The following is a 19,984-nucleotide window of genomic DNA, read 5'->3' on the forward strand; positions in this document are numbered from 1 at the left end:
AGGCCATTATCTTCACAATACCATCCGCTAACATGGAGGAATTCGATCTCTCTGGAATTCAACATGGAACACGCCTCAACGCGTACGCATTCCTTCACCGTCAAATCGAGCGGTTTGCCGTTTATTCTCATTCTGAGCGCGTTGATGGCGATCACCTCGTTATCCACGGATATCTATCTGCCCGCCATGCCGATCATGGCGCGCGAGCTGCACGGCGATGCGGAACTCACCATCACCGGCTTTCTTATCGGCTTCTGTATTGCTCAGCTGATTTGGGGGCCGTTGAGCGATCACTTCGGCCGTAAAGCGCCGCTGTTTATTGGGCTAAAGCTGTTTGTCATCGGCTCTGCGGGTTGTGCGTTATCCACTGACATTACGCACATCGTGTTCTGGCGCGTGTTCCAGGCGCTGGGCGCTTGTACCGGACCGATGCTGGCGCGCGCCATGATTCGCGATCTGTTTGCTCGCACGCGTGCTGCGCAAATGCTCTCGACGCTGATGGTTATTATGGCGATTGCGCCGATTGCCGGGCCGCTGTTGGGCGGGCAGATGATCCGCGTGACATCCTGGCATTCCATCTTCTGGCTGCTGGCGACTATCGGCGGCGTGATGCTGATGTTGATTTTCTGGTTGCCGGAAACTTTGCCGCCGGAGAAAAGGGTAAAAGCCTCGCTGCCGGGCGCGTTTCGCAACTATTTCGCGCTGCTGAAAAATCGCCATTTCATGCGTTTTACCCTGTGTGTGGCGTTCTATTACGTCGCGGCCTATGCCTTTATTACCGGTTCGCCTTTTGTCTACATCTCTTACTTTGGCATTGATGCGCAGCACTATGGCTGGCTGTTTGCGGTCAACGTGGTGGGTTTGATGGCGGTGAGCATGGTGAATCGACGTTTGGTGCATCGCTATCCGCTTGAGTCGCTGCTGAAGTTTGCGGTGTTAACCGCCACCGTGGCGGCGCTGATCCTCGCGCTCTGTACCAAACTGCAGCTCGGCGGCATCGTGATGATCATTCTCTCGGTGTTCGTGTTCTTCTCAATGAACGGCATCATCGCCGCCACTTCAACGGCGGCGGCGATGGATGCAGTGCCGAATATGGCGGGTTCCGCATCGGCACTGATTGGCTCGCTGCAATACGGCAGCGGCATCATCTCATCGTTGCTGCTGGCGCTGTTAAGCGACGGCACGCCGTGGACCATGGGCTGGATTATCGCGCTGTTTACCGTGGCGAGTGCGGTCATGGCGATCACCGCCGCCACGGCAAAGTCGCACCACTGAAACGAGGAAAACCTTCATATGAATACATCAACAATGCAGCCCGAGACGCTCTCGGCACGTCAACAAGCCATTCCGCTGATGGCGGCGTTTATGGCAACCAGCAATATGGAAAAACTGGATGGCGCACTTAATCAGGGGCTGGACGCCGGATTGACGGTAAACGAAGCCAAAGAGATCCTCGTGCAGCTGTATGCCTACACCGGTTTTCCGCGCAGTCTCAACGCCCTGAGCGCGCTGATGAAAGTCACGGAAGCGCGCAAGCAGCGCGGTATCAGGGATGAAGTGGGCAAAGAGCCTGTGCAGCCGGTTCCGGTGGGCGATGCGCTGCGTCAGCTGGGCACCGATAACCAGACCAAAATTTCTGGCGCGCCGGTGCAAGGACCACTTTTCGACTTCGCACCGGTGATCAACCAGTTCCTGCAAACCCATCTGTTTGGCGATATTTTTGCCCGTGACAACCTTGACTGGCAAAGCCGCGAGCTGGCGACAGTCGGCGCATTGGCCGCCACGCCGGGCGCAGAATCGCAGCTGCTGTCACATACGCGCGCCAGCTTGCGCGTAGGGATCACGCGCGGCCAGTTGCAGCAGCTGGCGGAGGTGTTGCGCGCTAATGGGGAAGTTGAGGCGGCGGAACGCGCGGAATGCGCATTGCTGGCAATCTAGGTTAGCTGTTGATTAGAGAGGAAAGATTGTTGAAAAATACGCTTAAAATCTGGAGCATCTGTCTGCTGGCGACCAGCTTTATCGCCGCCGCACAGGCGGAACCTTTAGTGATTCAGGAACAAGGTAGTTTTGCGGCGGGCGGCACGGTGATAACCGCGCCAGGGCAGTTCGATGCCAAAAAGCCGCTGGATGCCGCAGGCCAGACTTATCATGGCGATCACGCGGCGGTGTTTTATCAAATTCCACCGCATGCGCATAAATATCCCATCGTGATGTTGCACGGCGCCGGGCAGTTTTCCCGCACCTGGGAAAGCACGCCGGATGGCCGCGAAGGCTTCCAGAACCTCTTTCTGCGGCGCGGATTTGCCACCTATCTGGTTGATCAGCCGCGTCGCGGTAGCGCCGGTCGCAGTACGGTGGAGAGCACGCTAACGCCGAAACCGGATGAGCAGCTGTGGTTCAATCAGTTCCGTCTCGGCGTGTGGCCCAACTTCTTCAAAGGCGTGCAGTTCTCACAGGACAAAGAGGCGCTGAACCAATACTTCCGCCAGATGACGCCCAATACCGGGTCGTTTGACGTCAATGTGATTTCGGATGCGCTCTCCGCCGTGGTCGATAAAAGCGGTCCCGCTATTCTGTTTACCCATTCGCAGGGCGGCGGACCAGGCTGGTACACCGCGATGAAAAACAGCAAGGTCAAAGCGATCGTCGCCTTTGAACCGGGCAGCGGCTTTGTGTTTCCAGAAAATGAATTACCGCCCGCAATGCCCAGCGCATTCGATACGCTGAAGGGTGAACCGGTGGCGCTGGATAAGTTTATGGCTCTGACCAAAATTCCTATTCTGATCTTCTATGGCGATAACATCCCGGATAAACCCAGCGCCATGCCAGCGCAGGACAGCTGGCGCGTAAGGCTGGCGATGGCGCGCCAGTGGCGAGATGTGGTGAATAAACACGGTGGCGATGTGCAGGTGATTCACCTGCCGGAAATCGGCATTAAAGGCAACACTCATTTCCCGTTCTCCGACCTGAATAACGTACAGATCGCCGATCAGGTCAGCCATTTTTTGCAGCAGAAGCATCTGCAATAGCTCAACGGCAGGGTTTATGGATTGATGAATACAACTAATAAACCCTAGCTGATTACCGGGTCTGACCAAATCAATGCTGGGGCGTTATGCTTTTGGAAACTCTCAAAAGGATAACGCCATGCACACTGTAAAACTCAATAACGGCCTCGATATGCCTCTGCTGGGCTTTGGTGTGTTTCAGATGACCGATGCCGCCGAGTGCGAGCGTGCGGTGATCGACGCCATTGAAACTGGTTATCGCCTGATCGATACCGCCGCCTCCTACCAAAACGAAACTCAGGTCGGCAATGCCCTTAAGCAGAGCGGCATCGCGCGCGATGAGCTGTTCGTCACTACCAAATTATGGCTGCAGGACACGAATTATGAAGGTGCCAAGGCGCAGTTTGAGCGCTCACTCAATCGCTTGCAGATGGATTATGTCGATCTCTATCTGATTCACCAGCCGTACGGCGATGTGCACGGCGCGTGGCGGGCGATGGAAGAGTTGCAGCAGGCGGGTAAGATCAAAGCGATTGGTGTCAGCAACTTCCAGCCGGATCGTCTGGCGGATCTCATCGCCTTCTTCTCGCACCGCGATCCCGCGATGGTGGAGTGGCTGACAGGCCGCAAACTCGACGTTTAATGCCTGGCGCTTCATGTCGATGCATTTTCGATTGCATCGAAATTTTTTATATTTGACGTTTTTTTCTCAATGGGTATGCTCAGCCACGTCAGGATCCTCCGGCCAGGATTGGTTTAGACGGTTACAGAGAGCCCATGAAAAACAGTAATGATAAACAGCTATGCGACATTGCGATTGGTGATGCCGTGCTTGAATTATTTAATCAGGATGCACCGGTCTCGCGCACCACGCTACTCGCGCAATTAGAGAAGATGATTCATGCCGGTGATACGGCGGAAGATGTGCGGGTTGCCCGACTGGCTTTAGAGTTGGTCAAGAGCAGCAGCACAGCCGACAACGCTGAGAAATCTGAAGAAAACGTGATGAGCTTTAGGGCTAAAATCGTCGCGGCGGATGACTCCACCAAGCACTGATGGTTGCATGCCGGACACGGGTTGTCCGGCATAACGTCAGGATTCACCAGTGGAACTTATTCGAATCTTCCCACTCTTTGACTTCTTTCTCCGCACGGTCTTTTTCATAACCGTAGCGTTCCTGGATTTTACCGACCAGCTGATCGCGTTTTCCCTCGACCACGGTCATATCATCATCAGTCAGGTCGCCCCATTTTTCCTTCACTTTCCCTTTGAACTGCTTCCAGTTGCCGCTAATACGATCTTCGTTCATGTCGAACTCCCTGGTTAGTGGTTACTGTGTGCTCCCCTTTGCTGGCCTGATGCCAGCGGGTGAATTAATCCTGGCACAGGATTTGCGATTTGCCTGGCAGGGCTGTGAGCTAACTCGAAGATTTGAAATTGCGTGAGGTGGAGCGGTGATAAAGTCAGGCTTTACAAGCTAACTCATTGCTCTATAAGGCGTTATGTTTACCTGGCTATACAGGCAATGGTTTGTTGCGATATAGTAACCGCCGATAAGACATTTCCGTCAACTTTTGGAAACCCGCATTACCCAATGCCATCCGCTATGAGCAAAACGCCAACCATCGACACGAAAAGCAGAGAGCGTGGCCGCCCTAGAGAGTTCGATATCGAACAGGCTCTGGACAAAGCCATGATCGTTTTTCGTCAAAAGGGTTTTCATGCCGCTTCACTGAATGATTTGGGCGAGGCGATGGGGCTGACAGCGGGCAGCATTTATAAGGCTTTCAAAGATAAGCGCAGCCTGTTTCTGCTGGTGTTTGAACGCTACCTTTCGGTGCGCAATGCCGATCTGCGTCAGCGTCTGGCGCAGTTCACCACGGGCCGCGAGAAGCTCTGCGAGCTGCTGCAGTTTTACCTCGATTCCGCGCGGGCGGTGGAAGGTCGCACCGGCTGTTTAGTGGTGGGCAGCGCGGTGGAGCTACAGGTGCTGGATGACGATCTCTCGCAACTGGTGAGTGAAGCGGTCATACGCAATAAAAACTTCCTTGCCTCGTTACTTAAGCAGGGCCAGGAAGATGGATCGGTAACGCCCAATCTGGATGTCGATACCGCCGCCGGATTGATCCTCTGTATCGCCTTTGGCATGCGCGTTGTGGGCAAGATCACGGATGTAAAAGATGAACCTGAGACCATCAAGTTAGTAATGAAGCTGCTGGACTAAAATTTGTCTAATTAGGAGGCGGATACTTCCTAAATAAGCGAAGCGTAAAGCCGGAGGGCAAGTGAAAGACGAAGATTCAGATATTACGGAAGAGATTCGCGCATTGGTGGGAAGGGTGGTGACACGTATCCTTCGTCCTGATGAAGCGCTTACCGTTCAGGAACTTATTGGCGCGTTGTATCGCCTGAGTTTGCGTTCCACTGATAGCAAAACCAAAGTTGCCTGCGAGAAAGCCATTCGTATCCTGGCGAAAAAACTGCACTAATAAGGTCGCGCGTGCCGCGCCTTGTTGTTCCCCTCTGCTGAAGTCTGGCAATCCCTCGCCAAACAGCCATTTAATAATTAAAGCGGGCGATGCGCGGTCTCTTTCGCCTTCCACAGCGCAAACAGCGTGATCAGCAACGCCAGGCTGACATACAGCGATACCCACAGCGTGCTGCCCATCTCTTTGTACAAGGTTGTAATGATCAAGGGCGCAAAGCCGCCGCCGATGATGCCCGCCAGCGTGTAAGCCAGTGACGATCCGGCGTAGCGTACGTGGCTGGGGAACTGTTCGGTGACAAACGCCGCCTGCGGTCCATACATCACCGCGTGAATCAGCAAGCCGCCAATCACCGCCAGCACGATCAGCACCGTCTGTGAGCTATCCAGCAGCACAAAGAATACAAACGACCAGACAATGGCCAGCAGCGCACCGGCAATGTAAACCGGGCGACGGCCGAGTTTGTCGGAGAGCGCGCCAAACATCGGTACCGTGATCGCATTGCCGATCGCACCGAGCATGGTGGCCATCAACGCCAGCGGACGCGGCAGCTGCAGCACCGTGGTGACGTAAGTGAGAGTGAAAACCACCACCAGCGCATACAGCACATCAGAGCCAATGCGTGAACCGCCCGCGATCAGCAGCTCGCGCGGATAGCGCACAAACACCTCTTTCAGCGGCGTATGGGTGGTTTTCTCCGCTTGCTGCATTGCGACAAAGGTTGGGGTCTCTTCCACGCCGCGCCGCAGCCATAAACCAAACATCACCAGCAGCAGACTCAGCAGGAACGGAATGCGCCATCCCCACTCCTGAAACTGTTCGCCGCTCAACGCCACCGTCACCAGCGTGATAAACCCGGTACCAATCAAGGTCCCGCACGATGGACCCACCTGCGCAAACGAGGCGTTACGGCCACGCTTGTTGGCATCGCCATGCTCCATCGACAGCAACACCGCACCGGCCCATTCGCCGCCTAATGCAATGCCCTGAATAAAGCGCAAGGCCACCAACAGCACCGGACTCCAGATGCCCCACACCGCATAGCCGGGCAGCAGGCCCATCAGCGCGGTGGTGACGCCCATAATCACTAATGTGGTGATTAATACCGCTTTACGCCCGGCGACATCACCGAGATGACCAAAGATAAAGCCGCCCACCGGACGGGAGATGTAGCCGACCGCATAGGTGGAAAACGCCAGAATGGTCCCGACCAGCGGATCGAAGCTGGGGAAAAACACGTGGTTAAACACCAGCGCCGCCATGATGTTGTAGACCGTGAAGTCATACCACTCCAGCGCGGTTCCAATGGAGCTGGCCGCCGCAAGGCGACCGGTTTTGCTGTGGCTGGCGCGCGCGCCGGAAGCGTGCGGCAACGTTGAATCGGTATTAGCCATGAGCCATCTCCTGTTTGGTTAACTGCCAGCTGAGGGAGTAGAGCTGTACATCCGCGTTAAGCGCCTGCGCGGCGTCGGCGGCGAGGGTTTTACACACCTGCGCGTCTCGGCAGATCAGCAGCAGCATCGGATGCATCGGTCGCGTTGCGCTGGTTTCACGTGGCAGCGGCGAGCTCAGCGTGGTGTCAGGCGTCAGCAAACGTGAGGCGATGTAGCCCGGCGTGTGCTGCACGCTGCTTTGCCAGTTACCCAGCGATGCAACATCTGTACCGGCTTTCAACGTCAGCACCGCCAGATGGCTGCCAGTGCCTTGTCCATGCTGATGGGAGATGGCGCAGACGCGGCGCATCGGATTGACCATCTTGTTGAGATTCTTCACCGACCATGCGGTCTGGCTTGTGAAGGCGGCGTGATAATCCGCGCTGGTAAAGGCTTCCAGCGATGTGGTTTCGTACAGGCCGAGGTATTTGCGTTCGGCATCCACCGCCTGATAACGCGTACCGCTGAGAAAGCCGCTGATCGCCACGCGCTCTTCAACGTGTTCGTGGTCGTACCATTGGTTGAAATCCGCTTCATCTGCAGCATCGATATTGGTGGCGACAAACAGCATGCCGTGGGGTTGAGTCATGATCAGCTACTCCGTTTCAGGGTGGTTTCAATCGCGGCAGCCCAGCTGAGTAATGCAGCATCGTTGCCATGGGTGGAAGAGAGCATCAGGCCAACCGGCGCAGCGCCGGGCTGATGACAAGGTAGAGAAATTGAACAGCCATCCAGCATGTTGATCACGCTGGTGTTGCGCAGCATCAGCAGATTGACCTGCATATAACGCGAGGGATCCTCGAGCTCGGCCAGCGTCGGCGCAATCAGCGGCACCGTTGGCATCAATATGCCGTCGAAGGGCGCGACCGCCTGCTCGACGCGCTGTTTCCAGTTGGCGCGCAGCTGGTAAAGTTCGGCGGCATCACCCTCATTCAGCAAACTGCCGCGTTGAATGCGCGTCAGAACCTGCGGATCGTATGCTTCCGGCTGAGATTGGGCGTAATGCTGATGCCATTGCCAGGCTTCCCACGCGGTAATGCCGCCGCGTGCGTTGATGGTGTCGAGTTCTGCCAGCTCTTGCAGCGGCAGCTCGGTGATTTTCACGCCCTGCGCGCGCAGCAAATCAAGCGCATGCAGCCAGGCGGCGCTGACGTGCTCGTCAAGACCAACCAGCACCCGCGTCTGCGGAATCACGAAATGCGCCTCCGACAGATTCCGCTCATCGATCGCCAGCGGCCGATCGGCGATCACGCTATCGAGCAGCCAGCAGCTGCGCACGTCGTGGGCGATCACGCCGATGCTGTCGAGCGACGCCGCCAGCGGCAGCGTACCGCGTTGATCGATGCGGCTGGCGCTGGGTTTGAAACCAGTTAGGCCGCACAGCGCCGCTGGAATGCGCACCGAACCGCCGGTATCGGTGCCGACCGCCGCCAGGCACATGCCATCGCTCACCGCCACCACCGCACCGGAAGAGGAACCGCCAGGAATGCGCTGCTGCGCGCGCTGCCACGGATTGGCGGGCGTACCGTAATGCGGATTGACGCCGAGGCCAGTGAAGGCGAATTCGCTCATATTGGTTTTGCCAACGATGGCTGCACCGGCCTGCTGCAGCCGATCAACTAAGCTGGCATTCGCCGTGGCTACACTGGCGTTACTCAGCAAGCGGGAACCAGCGGTGGTCACTTCTCCGGCGACATCGAACAGATCTTTGATGCTGATAGGCAGACCATCAATCGCGCTGCGCGGCGGTTGCTGCTGCCAGCGCGCGCTGGCTTGTGCCGCTTGCTGACGTGCAGCATCGGAATACACCTTAGTGAAAACGCGCTTGCCTTCTCCGCTTTCCGCTGCGATGGCACGCAGCGCATCCTGGGTCAGGGTTTCAGGGCTGATTTGCCCGGCGAGCAGCTGCTGGCTCGCTTGCCATAACGTTGTCATAGGAAACCTCAGGCGATAACCGGCAGCGAGCCAGTGATATAGGTGTGTTCTAGCGTGCGGTTCAGCACCGGATCGTGCAGCGCCATGCGGAATTCACTCGCAGGACGAATCCCGCCGATGGCGCTGAGCGTGCCGCACGACATGGCAAAACCTTCCGCGACCTGGCCCGTGGAAAAATAGCGGCTGAGCAGATCAAGTGGTGTCAGCAAAGAGGCGAGGGCGCCTTGCTGATAAGTTACCCAGTCTCCGTTGACGTTGATCCAGGCACGCAGCTCCAGTTGATCCCAGTGCGCTTTGACTTCGGACATGCGCCACGCGTGACCGGCAACCGGTTTGATGCACGCCTGTTTCGATAGCGCCACGCTGAAGGTTTCCAGATGACGATCGGTGTGATCGGAAATCAGCGAAACCCAATATTCGCCGCGATGGAAAAACACAAAGGGTTCGGCTTCACCGGATGTTTGATCGCCGACCACTTCCAGCTGCGTTTGCTGACTTAATTGATTGGTCGCGACACGGTAAAACAGCGGCACTGCACCAGGAGCGGGCACGCCGAGCGCTTCGAGCTCCCTGATATGGTGCAGCACCGCTTCCTGATCGCGTCCAACCCAGCCCGCGATAACAAATTGATTTACCTCAACATCCAGTACTGCCGCATCGGCGTAATCTGTCGTAAACCGTAATTGCATGGGATAGATCTCCAGTTGAGAAATGCGTGTGAAATTTCACTGTGATTTCAATCTAGCCATTTTCATGCCAGGTTTTTGTGTAATATGTCTCAGTTACCTAATAAGGATTTGCGCGATGAGTAATGTGATGGCTGAAAATGTGAGCTCGCCGACGACACCGAAGAGCATTTCGCTTAATGAGCGCGCCTATCTGGCGTTCAAGCACCGGCTGATCACGCTGCGCTACAAACCGGGCGACTATCTCAATATCGCGCAGGTGATGGATGACCTTGAGATGGGCAGAACGCCGGTGAATCAGGCGGTGCATCGGCTGGAGACGGAAGGGCTGTTGCAGATCATCCCGCGCAAGGGTGTGATGGTATCGCCGCTGTCGATTGACGATGCGCTGGAGTTAATTGAGGTGCGTTTGGTGAATGAGGCGCTGTGCTTGCGGCTGGCCTCGCAGCGGGTCAATGCGGCGCAGATCGCCTATTTGCGGGAGATGAATCAGCGCATTGCTCATGCCAGCGCTTCACGCGATCGCGAACAGATGATGCTGCTGGACCGCGAATTTCATCAGGTGCTGGCGGATATCGCCGCCAATGGTCGTCTGGCCGATATTCTCAGCATCATCCACGCGCAGGCACAGCGTTTCTGGGCCACGACGCTTTCCAGCGCTGCGCACATGAACGAAGTGATCGCCGAACACGAAGCGATCATTGCCGCGCTGGAGCAGGGAAATGCCGAACAGGCGGAAGAGGCGGCGCGGGTGCATATCTATTCGTTTAAGCAGGCGCTGCTGAATAATTAATATTCCGCTTCTTCACCCGGCAGCGGAATGGAAAGATCCATGCCTGCAACCCCGGCATAGAAAATGATCAGCTCGGCAGGCTGGTCGGTGGTGAAGCCACGATGGGCAATGTCGATGGATTCATTAAAGGCTTCGCCTGCATTAAAGGTTTTAGTCTCGCCGCTGGCTTTGTCCTCGATGGTGAGCGAGCCTGATAAAATATAGGCTGTGTTAGGTATCGGATGCGTATGCCACGGTAGCTCGGAATGCGCAGGAATCGTCATCTTCATCACCGTGATCTCGGGCTTACCGGCGGGATAGTGTTCAATATGCTGGCCGTTCCATGCTTGCCCGCTTTGCAGCAGCGTTTCCGCACTGTTTTCATGCTCGTTATCGGCACCTTTCATCTTGTTCCCCTGAATAGTCATTAAAATCTCTCCCGCACAGGATAGTGCAAATCTGCAAGGCTGCGCGCACGCTCACTTCCAATACAAGTCTATCGATCAAGGCCGAGACGCTTGTAAAAGAATTGTGATCGGTCACCGAGAACGGCTTAAAGTAATCGATTACTTTATGTCCTTCTGTGGAATGTAATCGATTTCTTTTTCGGCGTGAGGTCAGCATGGTTTCGACAACTACAGGTTCTGAAATCGCGGTGAGGCAGCAGCGTCTGCTGATTCCCCGCTTGTCGTTAATGATGTTCATGCAGTTTTTCATTTGGGGAAGTTGGTCCGTTACGCTTGGGCTGGTGATGACGCAACACAACATGTCATTGCTGATTGGTGACGCCTTTTCGGCGGGGCCGATCGCCTCGATACTGTCGCCGTTTGTATTGGGCATGTTGGTCGACCGTTTCTTTCCTTCGCAGAAAGTCATGGCGGTGATGAACCTGGCGGGCGCGGTGATTTTATGGTTTGTTCCGGCGGCGCTGGTGGCTGAAAACGGTGCGCTGCTGATCGGATTGCTGTTTGGCTACACGCTCTGTTTTATGCCGACGCTGGCGCTCTCCAACAACATCGCCTTTCACAGCCTGGCCAGCAGTGACAAAAGTTTTCCGGTAGTGCGGGTGTTTGGCACTATTGGCTGGATTGTGGCGGGCATCTTTATTGGTGTCACCGGCATTGCACCCAGCACCGGGATTTTCACCCTGGCCGCGATTTGTTCCGTGGCGTTAGCGATCTACAGCCTGACGCTGCCGCATACGCCTGCACCGGCGAAAGGCATGCCGCTAAAAGTGCGCGATCTGTTCTGCGCGGATGCCTTCGCGCTGCTGAAAATTCGTCACTTCTTCGTGTTTGCGCTCTGCGCCACCTTGATCTCCATCCCGCTCGGCACCTATTACGCCTACACCGCGTCCTGGCTGGCGGATGCGGGCGTGAGTAACGTCAGTACCGCGATGTCTTTTGGTCAGATGTCGGAAATCTTCTTCATGCTGGTGATCCCGCTGCTGTTCCGCCGTCTCGGCGTCAAATACATGTTGCTGGTCGGCATGGTGGCGTGGTTTGTGCGTTACGCGTTGTTCGCCATGGGGATGAACGATGAAAGCCGCGCACTGATCTACATGGGCATTCTGCTGCACGGTGTCTGTTACGACTTCTTTTTCGTGGTGGGCTTTATCTACACCGACCGTATCGCGGGGGAAAAAGTGAAAGGGCAGGCGCAAAGCATGGTGGTGATGTTCACCTACGGTATCGGCATGTTGCTGGGCTCGCAGATTTCCGGCGCACTCTACAACCGCCTGATTGCCGGACAAGGCACGGCGCAAAACTGGGCAACATTCTGGTGGATCCCCGCGATTGCGGCGGCAGCGATCGCCGTTCTTTTCCTCTTCTCCTTTAAATACCGGGATGAAGAGGTTTGATTGACTGGAGGTGTACGTGAAAACGGTAAAAGGACCTGGAATTTTTCTCGCGCAGTTTATTGGCCCGCAGCCACCGTTTAATTCGCTGGAAGGGCTGGCGCAATGGGCTTCTGCGCTCGGTTATAAAGCGCTACAAATGCCTTGTAATCACCCTATAATTTTTGATCTGCCGCGCGCCGCAATCAGTCAAACCTATTGCGATGACGTGACAGGTTTACTGGTGAACTACGGCTTGCAGATCAGTGAATTATCGACGCATCTGGAAGGCCAGCTGATTGCTGTCCATCCGGCGCACGATAGCGCCTTCGATGGCTTCGCCCCCGCCGCCTTGCGCGGTGACAAGGAAAAGCGCACCGCATGGGCGATTCAGACGGTGAAGCTGGCGGCTGCCGCGTCGGCCAGGCTGGGTTTGCAGGCCCACGCCACCTTCTCCGGTTCGCTGGCCTGGCCGTATCTCTATCCGTGGCCGCCGCACAATCCTCAGCTACTGAGTGAAGCCTTCTCAGAGCTGGCACGGCGCTGGTTGCCGGTGCTCAACGAGTTTGACCGCTACGGCATTGATGTGTGTTACGAGATCCATCCCGGTGAGGATCTGCATGATGGCGTGACGTTTGAACGCTTCCTGGCGTTGGTGAATAATCATCCGCGCTGCAACATCTTGTTCGATCCCAGTCACTTGCACTTGCAGCATATCGACTATCTGCAGTTCATCGATATCTACCATCAGCGCATTAAGGCATTTCACGTTAAAGATGCCGAGTATCTGCCGAACGGGCGCAGCGGCGTGTATGGCGGTTATCAGCGCTGGATAGATCGTGCTGGTCGCTTTCGCTCACCCGGTGACGGACAAATTGATTTCCCGGCTATTTTCAGCAAGCTGGCGCAGTACGATTATGACGGCTGGGCGGTGCTGGAGTGGGAATGTTGTTTGAAAGAGGCGGAAACCGGCGCGCGCGAGGGCGCTGAGTTCATCCGTCGCCACATCATTCCGGTGGCCGACCGGGCATTCGATGACTTCGCCGCACAACCGCAGCAAGTGGCCAGCATCCGCGCGCAGCTGGGTTTGAGCGCGACAGAGTCGCACGATTAAGGTGGGCGCGGAATTATGATAGCCTCCGTAGTATCTGACTGAGCAAGAGTTCAAGCATGTCCATCCAAAAAATCGCCCGCTTAGCGGGCGTTTCTGTCGCGACAGTTTCACGGGTGCTGAATAACAGCGACACGGTAAAAGCGCAGAATCGTGAGAAAGTCCTGCACGCCATTAAAGCGAGTAATTACCAGCCAAATTTGTTAGCGCGTCAGCTGCGCACTGCACGTAGCTCAATGATTCTCGTTATGGTGTCGGATATCTCCAATCCTTTCTGCGCCGAGTTGGTGAAAGGCATTGAGGAGCAGGCGGAGAAGAACCGCTATCGCATTCTGTTGTGTAATTCTGGCTCAGACATCGAGCGCTCCCGCTCCAGTTTGCAATTGCTGGCCGGTAAAATGGTGGATGGCATTATCACCATGGATGCATTCAGTAAGTTGCCAGAGCTGGCACAGCTGATTGGCGAAACGCCGTGGGTGCAGTGCGCGGAATACGCCGATGCCGGGGATGTCTCCTGCGTCGGCATCGATGATGTGCAGGCATCAAAGCACGTGGTGGCCTATCTGGCGAGCAGGGGACGACAGCGTATTGCGCTAATCAACCACGATCTCAGCTATAAATATGCCCAGCTGCGGCAGGCGGGATATCAGCAGCAGCTTAGCCAGGAAGCGCGCAGCTGGCAGGCCATCACGTACGCCACCGATCTGAGTTTTAATGCCGGTAAACAGGCGATGGAAAGCTTGCTGGCAGCGCCCGAGCGTCCAGATGCCGTGTTCGCGGTGTCGGACACTTTAGCAGCGGGCGCGCTCTCAGCGATTCACGCCGCCGGACTATGCGTACCGCAGGATATTGCGGTGACCGGATTTGATGGCACCGACCTCGCCGAAATGGTCACGCCGCCACTGAGCACGCTGGCGCAGCCGTCGCGCGATATGGGGCGCGAAGCGTTCGATTTGCTGCTGAATAAGATCGACCAACCTGATTCGCCGGCTCAACGCATTATGATGGACTGGCACTTTGTGGTGCGTGCCAGTACTTGAGCGGTTGCTTGCTGAAGGATTTAATACAGCCGAAGAGGGCGATAGAGACGTACTAATGCTTCACGGATTTCCAGTTTACCCAAACAGCCGCTGGCGGTTTTGCGTCAGCGCGTGTGCCACATCAGGCAGCATCGGGAAAGAACTCTGGCCGCCATATTTCTGGATTGAGCAGGAGCTGATTTCAGCAGCGAAAGGAATCGCTTCTTCCAGAGCGATGTTATTCACAAGGCAATAGGCGATGCCGCCAATAAAGGAATCGCCTGCGCCGGTGGTATCCACCACATCCGGGCAGAACACGGCGGGATAATGTCTGGCACCGGCATCACCGGATAACACCGCGCCTTTCTCGCCCAGCGTAATAATCACCCGGCCATTCACCTTCTGCTGTAACGCTGCCGCACAGGCCATCGCTTCCTTGACCGACGTGACGGAAGTTTTGCTCATAAAGCTGGCTTCGGTCTCATTCACCACCAGAAAATCAACCTGGCTCAGCGCCTGCGCAGAGATTTCGCGTGCTGGCGCGTTGTTAAGCAAAATCTGGCAATCGTGACGGCGCGCCACGCTGATGGCACGTTCAACCACATGGTCGGGAATCTCCGACTGCAGGATTAAAAGTGGCCGATCGCTGAATAACCCATCGTGAATATCAGATTCGGTTATCAGGTAGTTTGCGCCCTTAATAATGGTGCTGCAGTAATCACCGGATTCCAGAATCTGCACGATGCCAATACCGGAGGTTTTTCCGCGTTGGCTAATGTTATCCACCGATACGCCGTTTTCATTCAGAGATTTTATGAGCTCACTGCCATAAATATCATTGCCCACGCAGCCCACCATATTGACGTTCAAGCCCAGCTTGGCGCACTGAACCGCCTGGTTTGCTCCTTTTCCGCCCGGCATTAGCATTAACTCATTGCCGGTAAACGTCTCCCCAATCTCCGGCAGGCGATCCTGCTGGACAAGAATGTCGTAGTTAAGACTGCCAATAACAACAATATTATGTTTCATCATTTCGGCCCTTAATTGGCGGTGCGTTTGGACGCAACCGCATTTCTGGTGTTGTGTAAACTGGTCTGACTTTTTTCGCTGGTCTTGCTGGCGATAATGGTAAAAATGGCATCGAGAATATTCAGATGCACAATGCGCGTGGTGGCGTTTTCTCCGGTAATCGGATTGTTTTTCACTGAGGAGATAATCGAGTGCCTGGCAATTAAACTCAGTGGGCTGTTGGGATAATTGGTCAGGCAGATGGTTTCTGCGCCGTTCTCATTCGCCGCTTTTACCATCTGGATAATGTCTGTGGTTTGGCCGGAGTGGGAAATCGCCAGCAAGATATCGCCGGGTTGCATCAATGAGGCAGTCATCAATTGCTTGTGGCTGTCACTAAAAACCGACGAGAAGATGCCTATTTTCAGCAGCTTATGATTGAAGTCATCACAGATTGAGCCTGAGCCACCGCATCCAGCAATAAAAATGCGCGCGCTTTCAGGCTTATTAATAAACAGATACGCCACCGCTTTGATCACGGCACTGTTAATCACGCTCAGTGAATCCTGTAGCGCCAGCACTGAATTTAAAAAGGTGCTTTCAATCACCTGCTCAACGTATTTTTCTGAATCCGGGATCACCGGAATATCGATAATCTCTTCCTGCGAGCTAACTTGCCGGGCGATATTGATTTTCAGATCGTGAAAACCGGTAAAGCCGAGTTTCTTCGAGACTTTAGTAATGCTCGATACGCTGACATTCAGATAATTCGCAATATCAGTGATGCACATTTTAGATAATGACTGCGGATTGTCGTCAATAAAACGCGCAATAGAACGTTCCTTTTTTCCCAGTTCAGGAGCAAGGGTGCGAGCCAGCAGGAATATCTCATTGCCTTTAAGTCGGTTATGCATGTTGAGCGCTCAATAAAAACGTTGTCGCTAAGCTAGCATGGTGATTAGGGGAAAAGTGTTAACTGGATCACATGCTGTAAAACGTTTTACTGATGCATTTTACTAGCAGTAAAATAAAAGTAGTGTAATTGCCTCTGTTATTTTCCTGGCAGGAAAATGAGTATTTAACTTGTTGTATTTTAATGGTTTTACTCGCAGTAAAATTTCACTATTATAAATCACTCTTTTGTTTTATTAGCGGTAGTATTTATCTATTCGCATTTACCTGATGAATTTTCTCATTTATAAGAAAGTGTAAATCCCATTAAAGGTAATTTAAAAATGAAATTCTCATCACGTATAAATTCATTTCGCTCCAGAGCCGATCTGTTTGCGGCGAAGAACAAAATGGATACTTGCGATCTTATTACGCGTATGGGTACCGTTGCGGGCTTGACGCATATTGAGCTGAATTATCCGGAACACTTTATTGGTCAGGATAAAGAACTGATCAAGCAGACCATCGCCGATAACAATTTGCAGGTCGGTGGCATCGCATTGCGTTATAACAAAGAGTTCATTGACGGTGAATTCACCAATCCAGATGCCACACTGCGTAAAAAAGCGATTGAAATTACCCTTGAAGCCGCAGAGATGTGCAAATACCTCGGCGGCAATACGGTCACGCTGTGGTTTGGCTACGATGGCTACGATTATCCGTTCCAGCAGGATTATTTCCGCGCCTATGAGTGGCTGGTCAGCGCACTACGGACCGTGACGCAGGCCCACGCGGATATGCAATTCAGCTTTGAATACAAGCCGTATGAGCCGCGCACCTTCTCCTTTATTGGCGATGTCTCTTCAACGCTGATGCTGATTGATGACGTGGGCTCCGATAATCTTGGTATTACCCTCGATTTCTGCCACATGATCATGAAGAAAGAGAATCCCGCTTTCTCGCTGTTCCAGTCGGCACGTAAAAACCGTCTGGTGGGTTTCCACTTGAATGATGGTTATGGCCATTTTGATGATGGGTTGATGCTGGGTTCCGTGCATCTGATGCAGACGCTGGAATACATCTATTACGCAAAACGCGTTAACTTCAGCGGCCTGATCTATTTCGATACCTTCCCAAGCCGTGAAGATCCGGTTGCCGAATGCGCGCAAAATATTCGCATGTATAAAGCGCTTTCAAGCTTTATCGATCGCCTGAGCATTGATGAGATCGATCAGCTGATTAAAAGCCAGGATGCACTGAAAGTGCAGGGCATGCTGATGAAAATCATCGCTGAATAAAAACAAAATTAAAACTTACCTCTATTCACTACGACCAGTCAGTGTCTGACACTGGGGGAAACTATGTTCGATAAAATAGGTTTGCCTAAAAACTTGCTTTGGGGCTATATCGGCCTCGCGATATTCATGATCGGCGATGGTGTAGAACAAGCGTGGATTGCCATCTGGCTGGTGGATAAAGGGCTGTCCGTCGCGCAGGCCTCTTATCTGATCACCGCGTACGGTGTCACGGTGACGCTGGCGGCTTGGGTAACTGGCGTACTGGTGCAAACCCTCGGCCCGCGCAAAGTGATGGTGTATGGGTTGATCACCTTCGTCATCGGTAGCATCGGGTTTATCGGCATTGGCCTCAAGACCATGCATATGGCCTGGATGCTGCCGTTTTATGCCATTCGCGGCATCGGTTATCCGCTGTTTGCCTACTCGTTTCTCATCTGGATTAACTACAGCACGCCGGTGGAGCGCCGTTCTACCGCTGTGGGTTGGTTCTGGTTCACCTTCTCGCTGGGTTTAAGCGTCATCGGTCCGTTCTTCTCCTCGCTGGCACTGCCGGTAATGGGCGAAATTCATGTGCTGTGGGTTGGCATGGTGTTTGTGGTGGTGGGATCAGTGTTAGGCATTTGGGTGAACCGCGACGTGGTGCCGGCATCTGAAATTCATCCCTTCAGTGCGGCGGAGTTAATTAAAGGCATCACCATTTTGCAGCGCCCGGTTATTGCCATGGGATTGGTGGTGAAATCGGTCAACGGTATCGCGCAATATGGTTTAGCCACCTTCCTGCCGCTGTATCTGATCAGTTTCGGTTACAGCAAAACTGAATGGCTGCATATGTGGTCGGCGGTGTTCCTGGTGGCGATTTTCGCCAACCTGTTCTTTGGCTTCTTCGGCGATAAGTTTGGCTGGCGTACCACCATTATGTGGGTCGGCGGCTTTGGCTATGCCGCGGTGCTGATTCTGGTTTGGGCGGTGCCGCAGGTGCTGGGCCATAACTTCTATGTGATGGCGTTCGTGCTGTGCCTGTGCGGCATTACCATGGCGGGTTATGTGCCGCTATCAGCGCTGTTCCCGTTACTGGCCCCGGACAGCAAGGGCGCGGCGATGTCGGTGCTGAATCTGGGCGCAGGTTTGGGCGCATTTATCGCACCTGCCATCACCGCACTGTTCTACTCATCGCTGGGTGCGGGCGGGGTGCTGGGGATTTATGCCGGGCTTTATGTGCTGAGCGGCGTGCTGACGCCATTCCTCAAAACGCCTGAAGAGCTGGATGCGCGGGTGGCGATGACGGATAAAGCGGCCTGAAAGACGTGATATTTAAGTTATAAAAAAAGCCCAGTTAATAAACTGGGCTTTTTATTGGAATTAATAGCTTTAGACGTTGAACAGGAAGTTCATCACGTCGCCATCTTTCACGATGTACTCTTTACCTTCTGAGCGCATCTTGCCGGCTTCTTTCGCGCCTTGTTCACCTTTGAACGCAACGAAATCTTCAAACGCGATGGTCTGAGCGCGGATAAAGCCTTTCTCGAAGTCAGTATGGATTTTACCGGCCGCCTGTGGCGCAGTAGCGCCAACGGGGATGGTCCATGCACGCACTTCTTTCACGCCAGCGGTGAAGTAGGTTTGCAGGTTCAGCAGCGCATAACCGGCGCGGATCACGCGGTTCAGGCCCGGCTCTTCCAGACCCAGTTCAGCCATGAACTCATCGCGCTCATCATCTTCCAGCTCAGCGATATCAGATTCAACCGCTGCACACACCGGCACCACGACTGAACCTTCAGCTTCGGCAATCGCACGCACCTGATCGAGGTACGGATTGTTTTCAAAACCGTCTTCATTGACGTTAGCGATGTACATGGTTGGCTTCAGCGTCAGGAAGCTGAGGTAGCGGATTGCCGCTTTCTCGTCAGCATCCAGATTCAGTGCGCGCAGCATGCCCGCTTCTGACAGGTGCGGCAGGCACTTCTCCAGCGCAGCCAGTTCGGCTTTAGCATCTTTGTCGCCGCCTTTGGCTTTCTTCTGGCAACGCTGAATCGCGCGTTCGCAGGTGTCGAGATCCGACAGCGCCAGCTCGGTGTTGATCACGTCAATATCTTCCGCTGGGTTAACTTTACCCGCTACGTGGATGATGTTGTCGTTTTCGAAGCAGCGCACTACGTGGCCGATGGCTTCGGTTTCACGGATGTTGGTCAGGAACTGGTTGCCGAGGCCTTCACCTTTGGACGCGCCTTTCACCAGACCGGCGATATCAACGAATTCCATGGTGGTTGGCACTACGCGCTGTGGCTTAACAATCTCGCTCAGCTGATCGAGGCGCAGATCGGGCATTGGCACCACACCGGTGTTTGGCTCGATGGTGCAGAACGGAAAGTTGGCTGCTTCGATACCCGCTTTGGTCAGCGCGTTGAACAGGGTGGATTTACCGACGTTCGGCAGGCCCACAATACCGCATTTAAATCCCATGGTCTGATTACCTTTCTCACTGAGTGTGCGTCGCCGTTAA

At 54.3% G+C, this 19,984-nt stretch carries 20 protein-coding genes and 2 pseudogenes; 13 read left to right on the plus strand and 9 right to left on the minus strand.

The window, feature by feature from the left end; translation table 11 throughout:
- The first annotated feature begins 63 nt into the window (after positions 1 to 63).
- The 5 genes and pseudogenes from PanJK_RS05050 (at position 64) to PanJK_RS05070 (ending at position 4,064) form a co-directional block, all read left to right on the plus strand.
- Positions 64 to 1,275 carry a multidrug effflux MFS transporter gene (locus PanJK_RS05050; protein WP_265297698.1) on the plus strand — a complete coding sequence of 404 codons (1,212 nt, stop codon included), beginning with the start codon at positions 64 to 66 and terminating at the stop codon, positions 1,273 to 1,275.
- 18 nt (positions 1,276 to 1,293) lie between these two features.
- Positions 1,294 to 1,938 (plus strand): annotated as a pseudogene (locus PanJK_RS05055) (carboxymuconolactone decarboxylase family protein); the annotation flags it as partial.
- A gap of 47 nt (positions 1,939 to 1,985) precedes the next feature.
- A complete protein-coding gene (locus PanJK_RS05060; RefSeq protein WP_265298544.1) occupies positions 1,986 to 3,029 on the plus strand; it encodes an alpha/beta hydrolase in 1,044 nt (347 codons plus the stop codon).
- 118 nt (positions 3,030 to 3,147) lie between these two features.
- A pseudogene (locus tag PanJK_RS05065) lies at positions 3,148 to 3,591 on the plus strand (aldo/keto reductase); the annotation flags it as partial.
- Positions 3,592 to 3,785: 194 nt separating this feature from the next.
- The gene (locus PanJK_RS05070) at positions 3,786 to 4,064 is read left to right on the plus strand and encodes a hypothetical protein (RefSeq protein ID WP_265297703.1); all 279 of its coding nucleotides are present in this window, start codon (positions 3,786 to 3,788) and stop codon (positions 4,062 to 4,064) included.
- A 43-nt stretch (positions 4,065 to 4,107) separates the two neighbouring features.
- On the opposite strand, the gene PanJK_RS05075 is transcribed toward PanJK_RS05070, so the two are convergent.
- Positions 4,108 to 4,317 (minus strand): CsbD family protein, encoded by a 210-nt coding sequence (locus tag PanJK_RS05075; protein WP_008107582.1) that lies wholly within the window; start codon positions 4,315 to 4,317, stop codon positions 4,108 to 4,110.
- 297 nt (positions 4,318 to 4,614) lie between these two features.
- Between PanJK_RS05075 and PanJK_RS05080 the strand changes: the two genes are divergently transcribed.
- Together PanJK_RS05080 and PanJK_RS05085 are read left to right on the plus strand one after the other, a co-directional pair.
- Positions 4,615 to 5,232 (plus strand): TetR/AcrR family transcriptional regulator, encoded by a 618-nt coding sequence (locus tag PanJK_RS05080; protein ID WP_414858937.1) that lies wholly within the window; start codon positions 4,615 to 4,617, stop codon positions 5,230 to 5,232.
- A 61-nt stretch (positions 5,233 to 5,293) separates the two neighbouring features.
- Complete coding sequence (locus tag PanJK_RS05085) at positions 5,294 to 5,497, plus strand: hypothetical protein (RefSeq protein WP_101764092.1); 204 nt, start codon at positions 5,294 to 5,296, stop codon at positions 5,495 to 5,497.
- A 77-nt stretch (positions 5,498 to 5,574) separates the two neighbouring features.
- On the opposite strand, the gene PanJK_RS05090 is transcribed toward PanJK_RS05085, so the two are convergent.
- From PanJK_RS05090 to PanJK_RS05105, 4 genes are read right to left on the minus strand one after another with little or no spacing between them, the layout of a single operon-like run.
- Positions 5,575 to 6,888 carry an MFS transporter gene (locus PanJK_RS05090; protein WP_265297712.1) on the minus strand — a complete coding sequence of 438 codons (1,314 nt, stop codon included), beginning with the start codon at positions 6,886 to 6,888 and terminating at the stop codon, positions 5,575 to 5,577.
- Complete coding sequence (locus tag PanJK_RS05095) at positions 6,881 to 7,516, minus strand: DUF4286 family protein (protein ID WP_265297715.1); 636 nt, start codon at positions 7,514 to 7,516, stop codon at positions 6,881 to 6,883. Before PanJK_RS05095 ends, PanJK_RS05090 begins: the two co-directional genes overlap by 8 nt.
- A 2-nt stretch (positions 7,517 to 7,518) precedes the next feature.
- Complete coding sequence (locus PanJK_RS05100; protein WP_265297717.1) at positions 7,519 to 8,862, minus strand: amidase; 1,344 nt, start codon at positions 8,860 to 8,862, stop codon at positions 7,519 to 7,521.
- Between the two features lie 8 nt (positions 8,863 to 8,870).
- Positions 8,871 to 9,551 carry a DUF2848 domain-containing protein gene (locus tag PanJK_RS05105; RefSeq protein ID WP_265297720.1) on the minus strand — a complete coding sequence of 227 codons (681 nt, stop codon included), beginning with the start codon at positions 9,549 to 9,551 and terminating at the stop codon, positions 8,871 to 8,873.
- 115 nt (positions 9,552 to 9,666) lie between these two features.
- Between PanJK_RS05105 and PanJK_RS05110 the strand changes: the two genes are divergently transcribed.
- Positions 9,667 to 10,341 (plus strand): GntR family transcriptional regulator, encoded by a 675-nt coding sequence (locus PanJK_RS05110; protein ID WP_008107597.1) that lies wholly within the window; start codon positions 9,667 to 9,669, stop codon positions 10,339 to 10,341.
- Here the strand turns inward: PanJK_RS05110 and PanJK_RS05115 are convergent.
- The gene (locus PanJK_RS05115) at positions 10,338 to 10,727 is read right to left on the minus strand and encodes a cupin domain-containing protein (RefSeq protein ID WP_256698421.1); all 390 of its coding nucleotides are present in this window, start codon (positions 10,725 to 10,727) and stop codon (positions 10,338 to 10,340) included. The genes PanJK_RS05110 and PanJK_RS05115 overlap by 4 nt on opposite strands.
- Positions 10,728 to 10,942: 215 nt before the next feature.
- Here PanJK_RS05115 and PanJK_RS05120 point away from each other — a divergent pair, with 215 nt between their 5' ends.
- Genes PanJK_RS05120 through PanJK_RS05130 form a run of 3 tightly spaced genes read left to right on the plus strand, consistent with a single transcriptional unit; the run spans position 10,943 to position 14,308 of the window.
- A complete protein-coding gene (locus PanJK_RS05120; RefSeq protein WP_265297724.1) occupies positions 10,943 to 12,181 on the plus strand; it encodes an MFS transporter in 1,239 nt (412 codons plus the stop codon).
- 16 nt (positions 12,182 to 12,197) lie between these two features.
- On the plus strand, positions 12,198 to 13,271 hold the full coding sequence (locus tag PanJK_RS05125) for a sugar phosphate isomerase/epimerase family protein (RefSeq protein ID WP_265297726.1): 1,074 nt from the start codon (positions 12,198 to 12,200) through the stop codon (positions 13,269 to 13,271).
- 56 nt (positions 13,272 to 13,327) lie between these two features.
- The gene (locus PanJK_RS05130) at positions 13,328 to 14,308 is read left to right on the plus strand and encodes a LacI family DNA-binding transcriptional regulator (protein WP_265297728.1); all 981 of its coding nucleotides are present in this window, start codon (positions 13,328 to 13,330) and stop codon (positions 14,306 to 14,308) included.
- Between the two features lie 75 nt (positions 14,309 to 14,383).
- On the opposite strand, the gene PanJK_RS05135 is transcribed toward PanJK_RS05130, so the two are convergent.
- Positions 14,384 to 15,316, minus strand: coding sequence for a ribokinase (locus PanJK_RS05135; RefSeq protein WP_256698420.1), 933 nt, complete (start codon positions 15,314 to 15,316; stop codon positions 14,384 to 14,386).
- An 11-nt stretch (positions 15,317 to 15,327) separates the two neighbouring features.
- Positions 15,328 to 16,209 carry an SIS domain-containing protein gene (locus tag PanJK_RS05140; RefSeq protein WP_154193782.1) on the minus strand — a complete coding sequence of 294 codons (882 nt, stop codon included), beginning with the start codon at positions 16,207 to 16,209 and terminating at the stop codon, positions 15,328 to 15,330.
- 321 nt (positions 16,210 to 16,530) lie between these two features.
- Here PanJK_RS05140 and PanJK_RS05145 point away from each other — a divergent pair, with 321 nt between their 5' ends.
- A complete protein-coding gene (locus PanJK_RS05145) occupies positions 16,531 to 17,484 on the plus strand; it encodes a sugar phosphate isomerase/epimerase family protein (RefSeq protein ID WP_265297730.1) in 954 nt (317 codons plus the stop codon).
- A gap of 63 nt (positions 17,485 to 17,547) precedes the next feature.
- Positions 17,548 to 18,783, plus strand: coding sequence for an MFS transporter (locus PanJK_RS05150; RefSeq protein ID WP_265297733.1), 1,236 nt, complete (start codon positions 17,548 to 17,550; stop codon positions 18,781 to 18,783).
- Positions 18,784 to 18,852: 69 nt separating this feature from the next.
- Here PanJK_RS05150 and ychF read toward each other — a convergent pair whose 3' ends face one another.
- On the minus strand, positions 18,853 to 19,944 hold the full coding sequence (gene ychF / locus PanJK_RS05155) for a redox-regulated ATPase YchF (RefSeq protein ID WP_008107633.1): 1,092 nt from the start codon (positions 19,942 to 19,944) through the stop codon (positions 18,853 to 18,855).
- Between the last annotated feature and the right edge of the window lie 40 nt (positions 19,945 to 19,984).

The sequence above is a fragment of the Pantoea sp. JK genome, assembly GCF_026130245.1.
In the GTDB taxonomy this organism is placed as follows: domain Bacteria; phylum Pseudomonadota; class Gammaproteobacteria; order Enterobacterales; family Enterobacteriaceae; genus Pantoea; species Pantoea trifolii.

Coding starts and splice junctions, on each gene's coding strand:
- PanJK_RS05050 (WP_265297698.1), top strand. CDS start 64: ATGGAACACGCCTCAACGCGTACGCATTCCTTCACCGTCAAATCGAGC.
- PanJK_RS05070 (WP_265297703.1), top strand. CDS start 3,786: ATGAAAAACAGTAATGATAAACAGCTATGCGACATTGCGATTGGTGAT.
- PanJK_RS05075 (WP_008107582.1), bottom strand. CDS start 4,317: ATGAACGAAGATCGTATTAGCGGCAACTGGAAGCAGTTCAAAGGGAAA.
- PanJK_RS05080 (WP_414858937.1), top strand. CDS start 4,615: ATGAGCAAAACGCCAACCATCGACACGAAAAGCAGAGAGCGTGGCCGC.
- PanJK_RS05090 (WP_265297712.1), bottom strand. CDS start 6,888: ATGGCTAATACCGATTCAACGTTGCCGCACGCTTCCGGCGCGCGCGCC.
- PanJK_RS05095 (WP_265297715.1), bottom strand. CDS start 7,516: ATGACTCAACCCCACGGCATGCTGTTTGTCGCCACCAATATCGATGCT.
- PanJK_RS05100 (WP_265297717.1), bottom strand. CDS start 8,862: ATGACAACGTTATGGCAAGCGAGCCAGCAGCTGCTCGCCGGGCAAATC.
- PanJK_RS05105 (WP_265297720.1), bottom strand. CDS start 9,551: ATGCAATTACGGTTTACGACAGATTACGCCGATGCGGCAGTACTGGAT.
- PanJK_RS05110 (WP_008107597.1), top strand. CDS start 9,667: ATGAGTAATGTGATGGCTGAAAATGTGAGCTCGCCGACGACACCGAAG.
- PanJK_RS05115 (WP_256698421.1), bottom strand. CDS start 10,727: ATGAAAGGTGCCGATAACGAGCATGAAAACAGTGCGGAAACGCTGCTG.
- PanJK_RS05120 (WP_265297724.1), top strand. CDS start 10,943: ATGGTTTCGACAACTACAGGTTCTGAAATCGCGGTGAGGCAGCAGCGT.
- PanJK_RS05130 (WP_265297728.1), top strand. CDS start 13,328: ATGTCCATCCAAAAAATCGCCCGCTTAGCGGGCGTTTCTGTCGCGACA.
- PanJK_RS05135 (WP_256698420.1), bottom strand. CDS start 15,316: ATGAAACATAATATTGTTGTTATTGGCAGTCTTAACTACGACATTCTT.
- PanJK_RS05140 (WP_154193782.1), bottom strand. CDS start 16,209: ATGCATAACCGACTTAAAGGCAATGAGATATTCCTGCTGGCTCGCACC.
- PanJK_RS05145 (WP_265297730.1), top strand. CDS start 16,531: ATGAAATTCTCATCACGTATAAATTCATTTCGCTCCAGAGCCGATCTG.
- PanJK_RS05150 (WP_265297733.1), top strand. CDS start 17,548: ATGTTCGATAAAATAGGTTTGCCTAAAAACTTGCTTTGGGGCTATATC.
- ychF (WP_008107633.1), bottom strand. CDS start 19,944: ATGGGATTTAAATGCGGTATTGTGGGCCTGCCGAACGTCGGTAAATCC.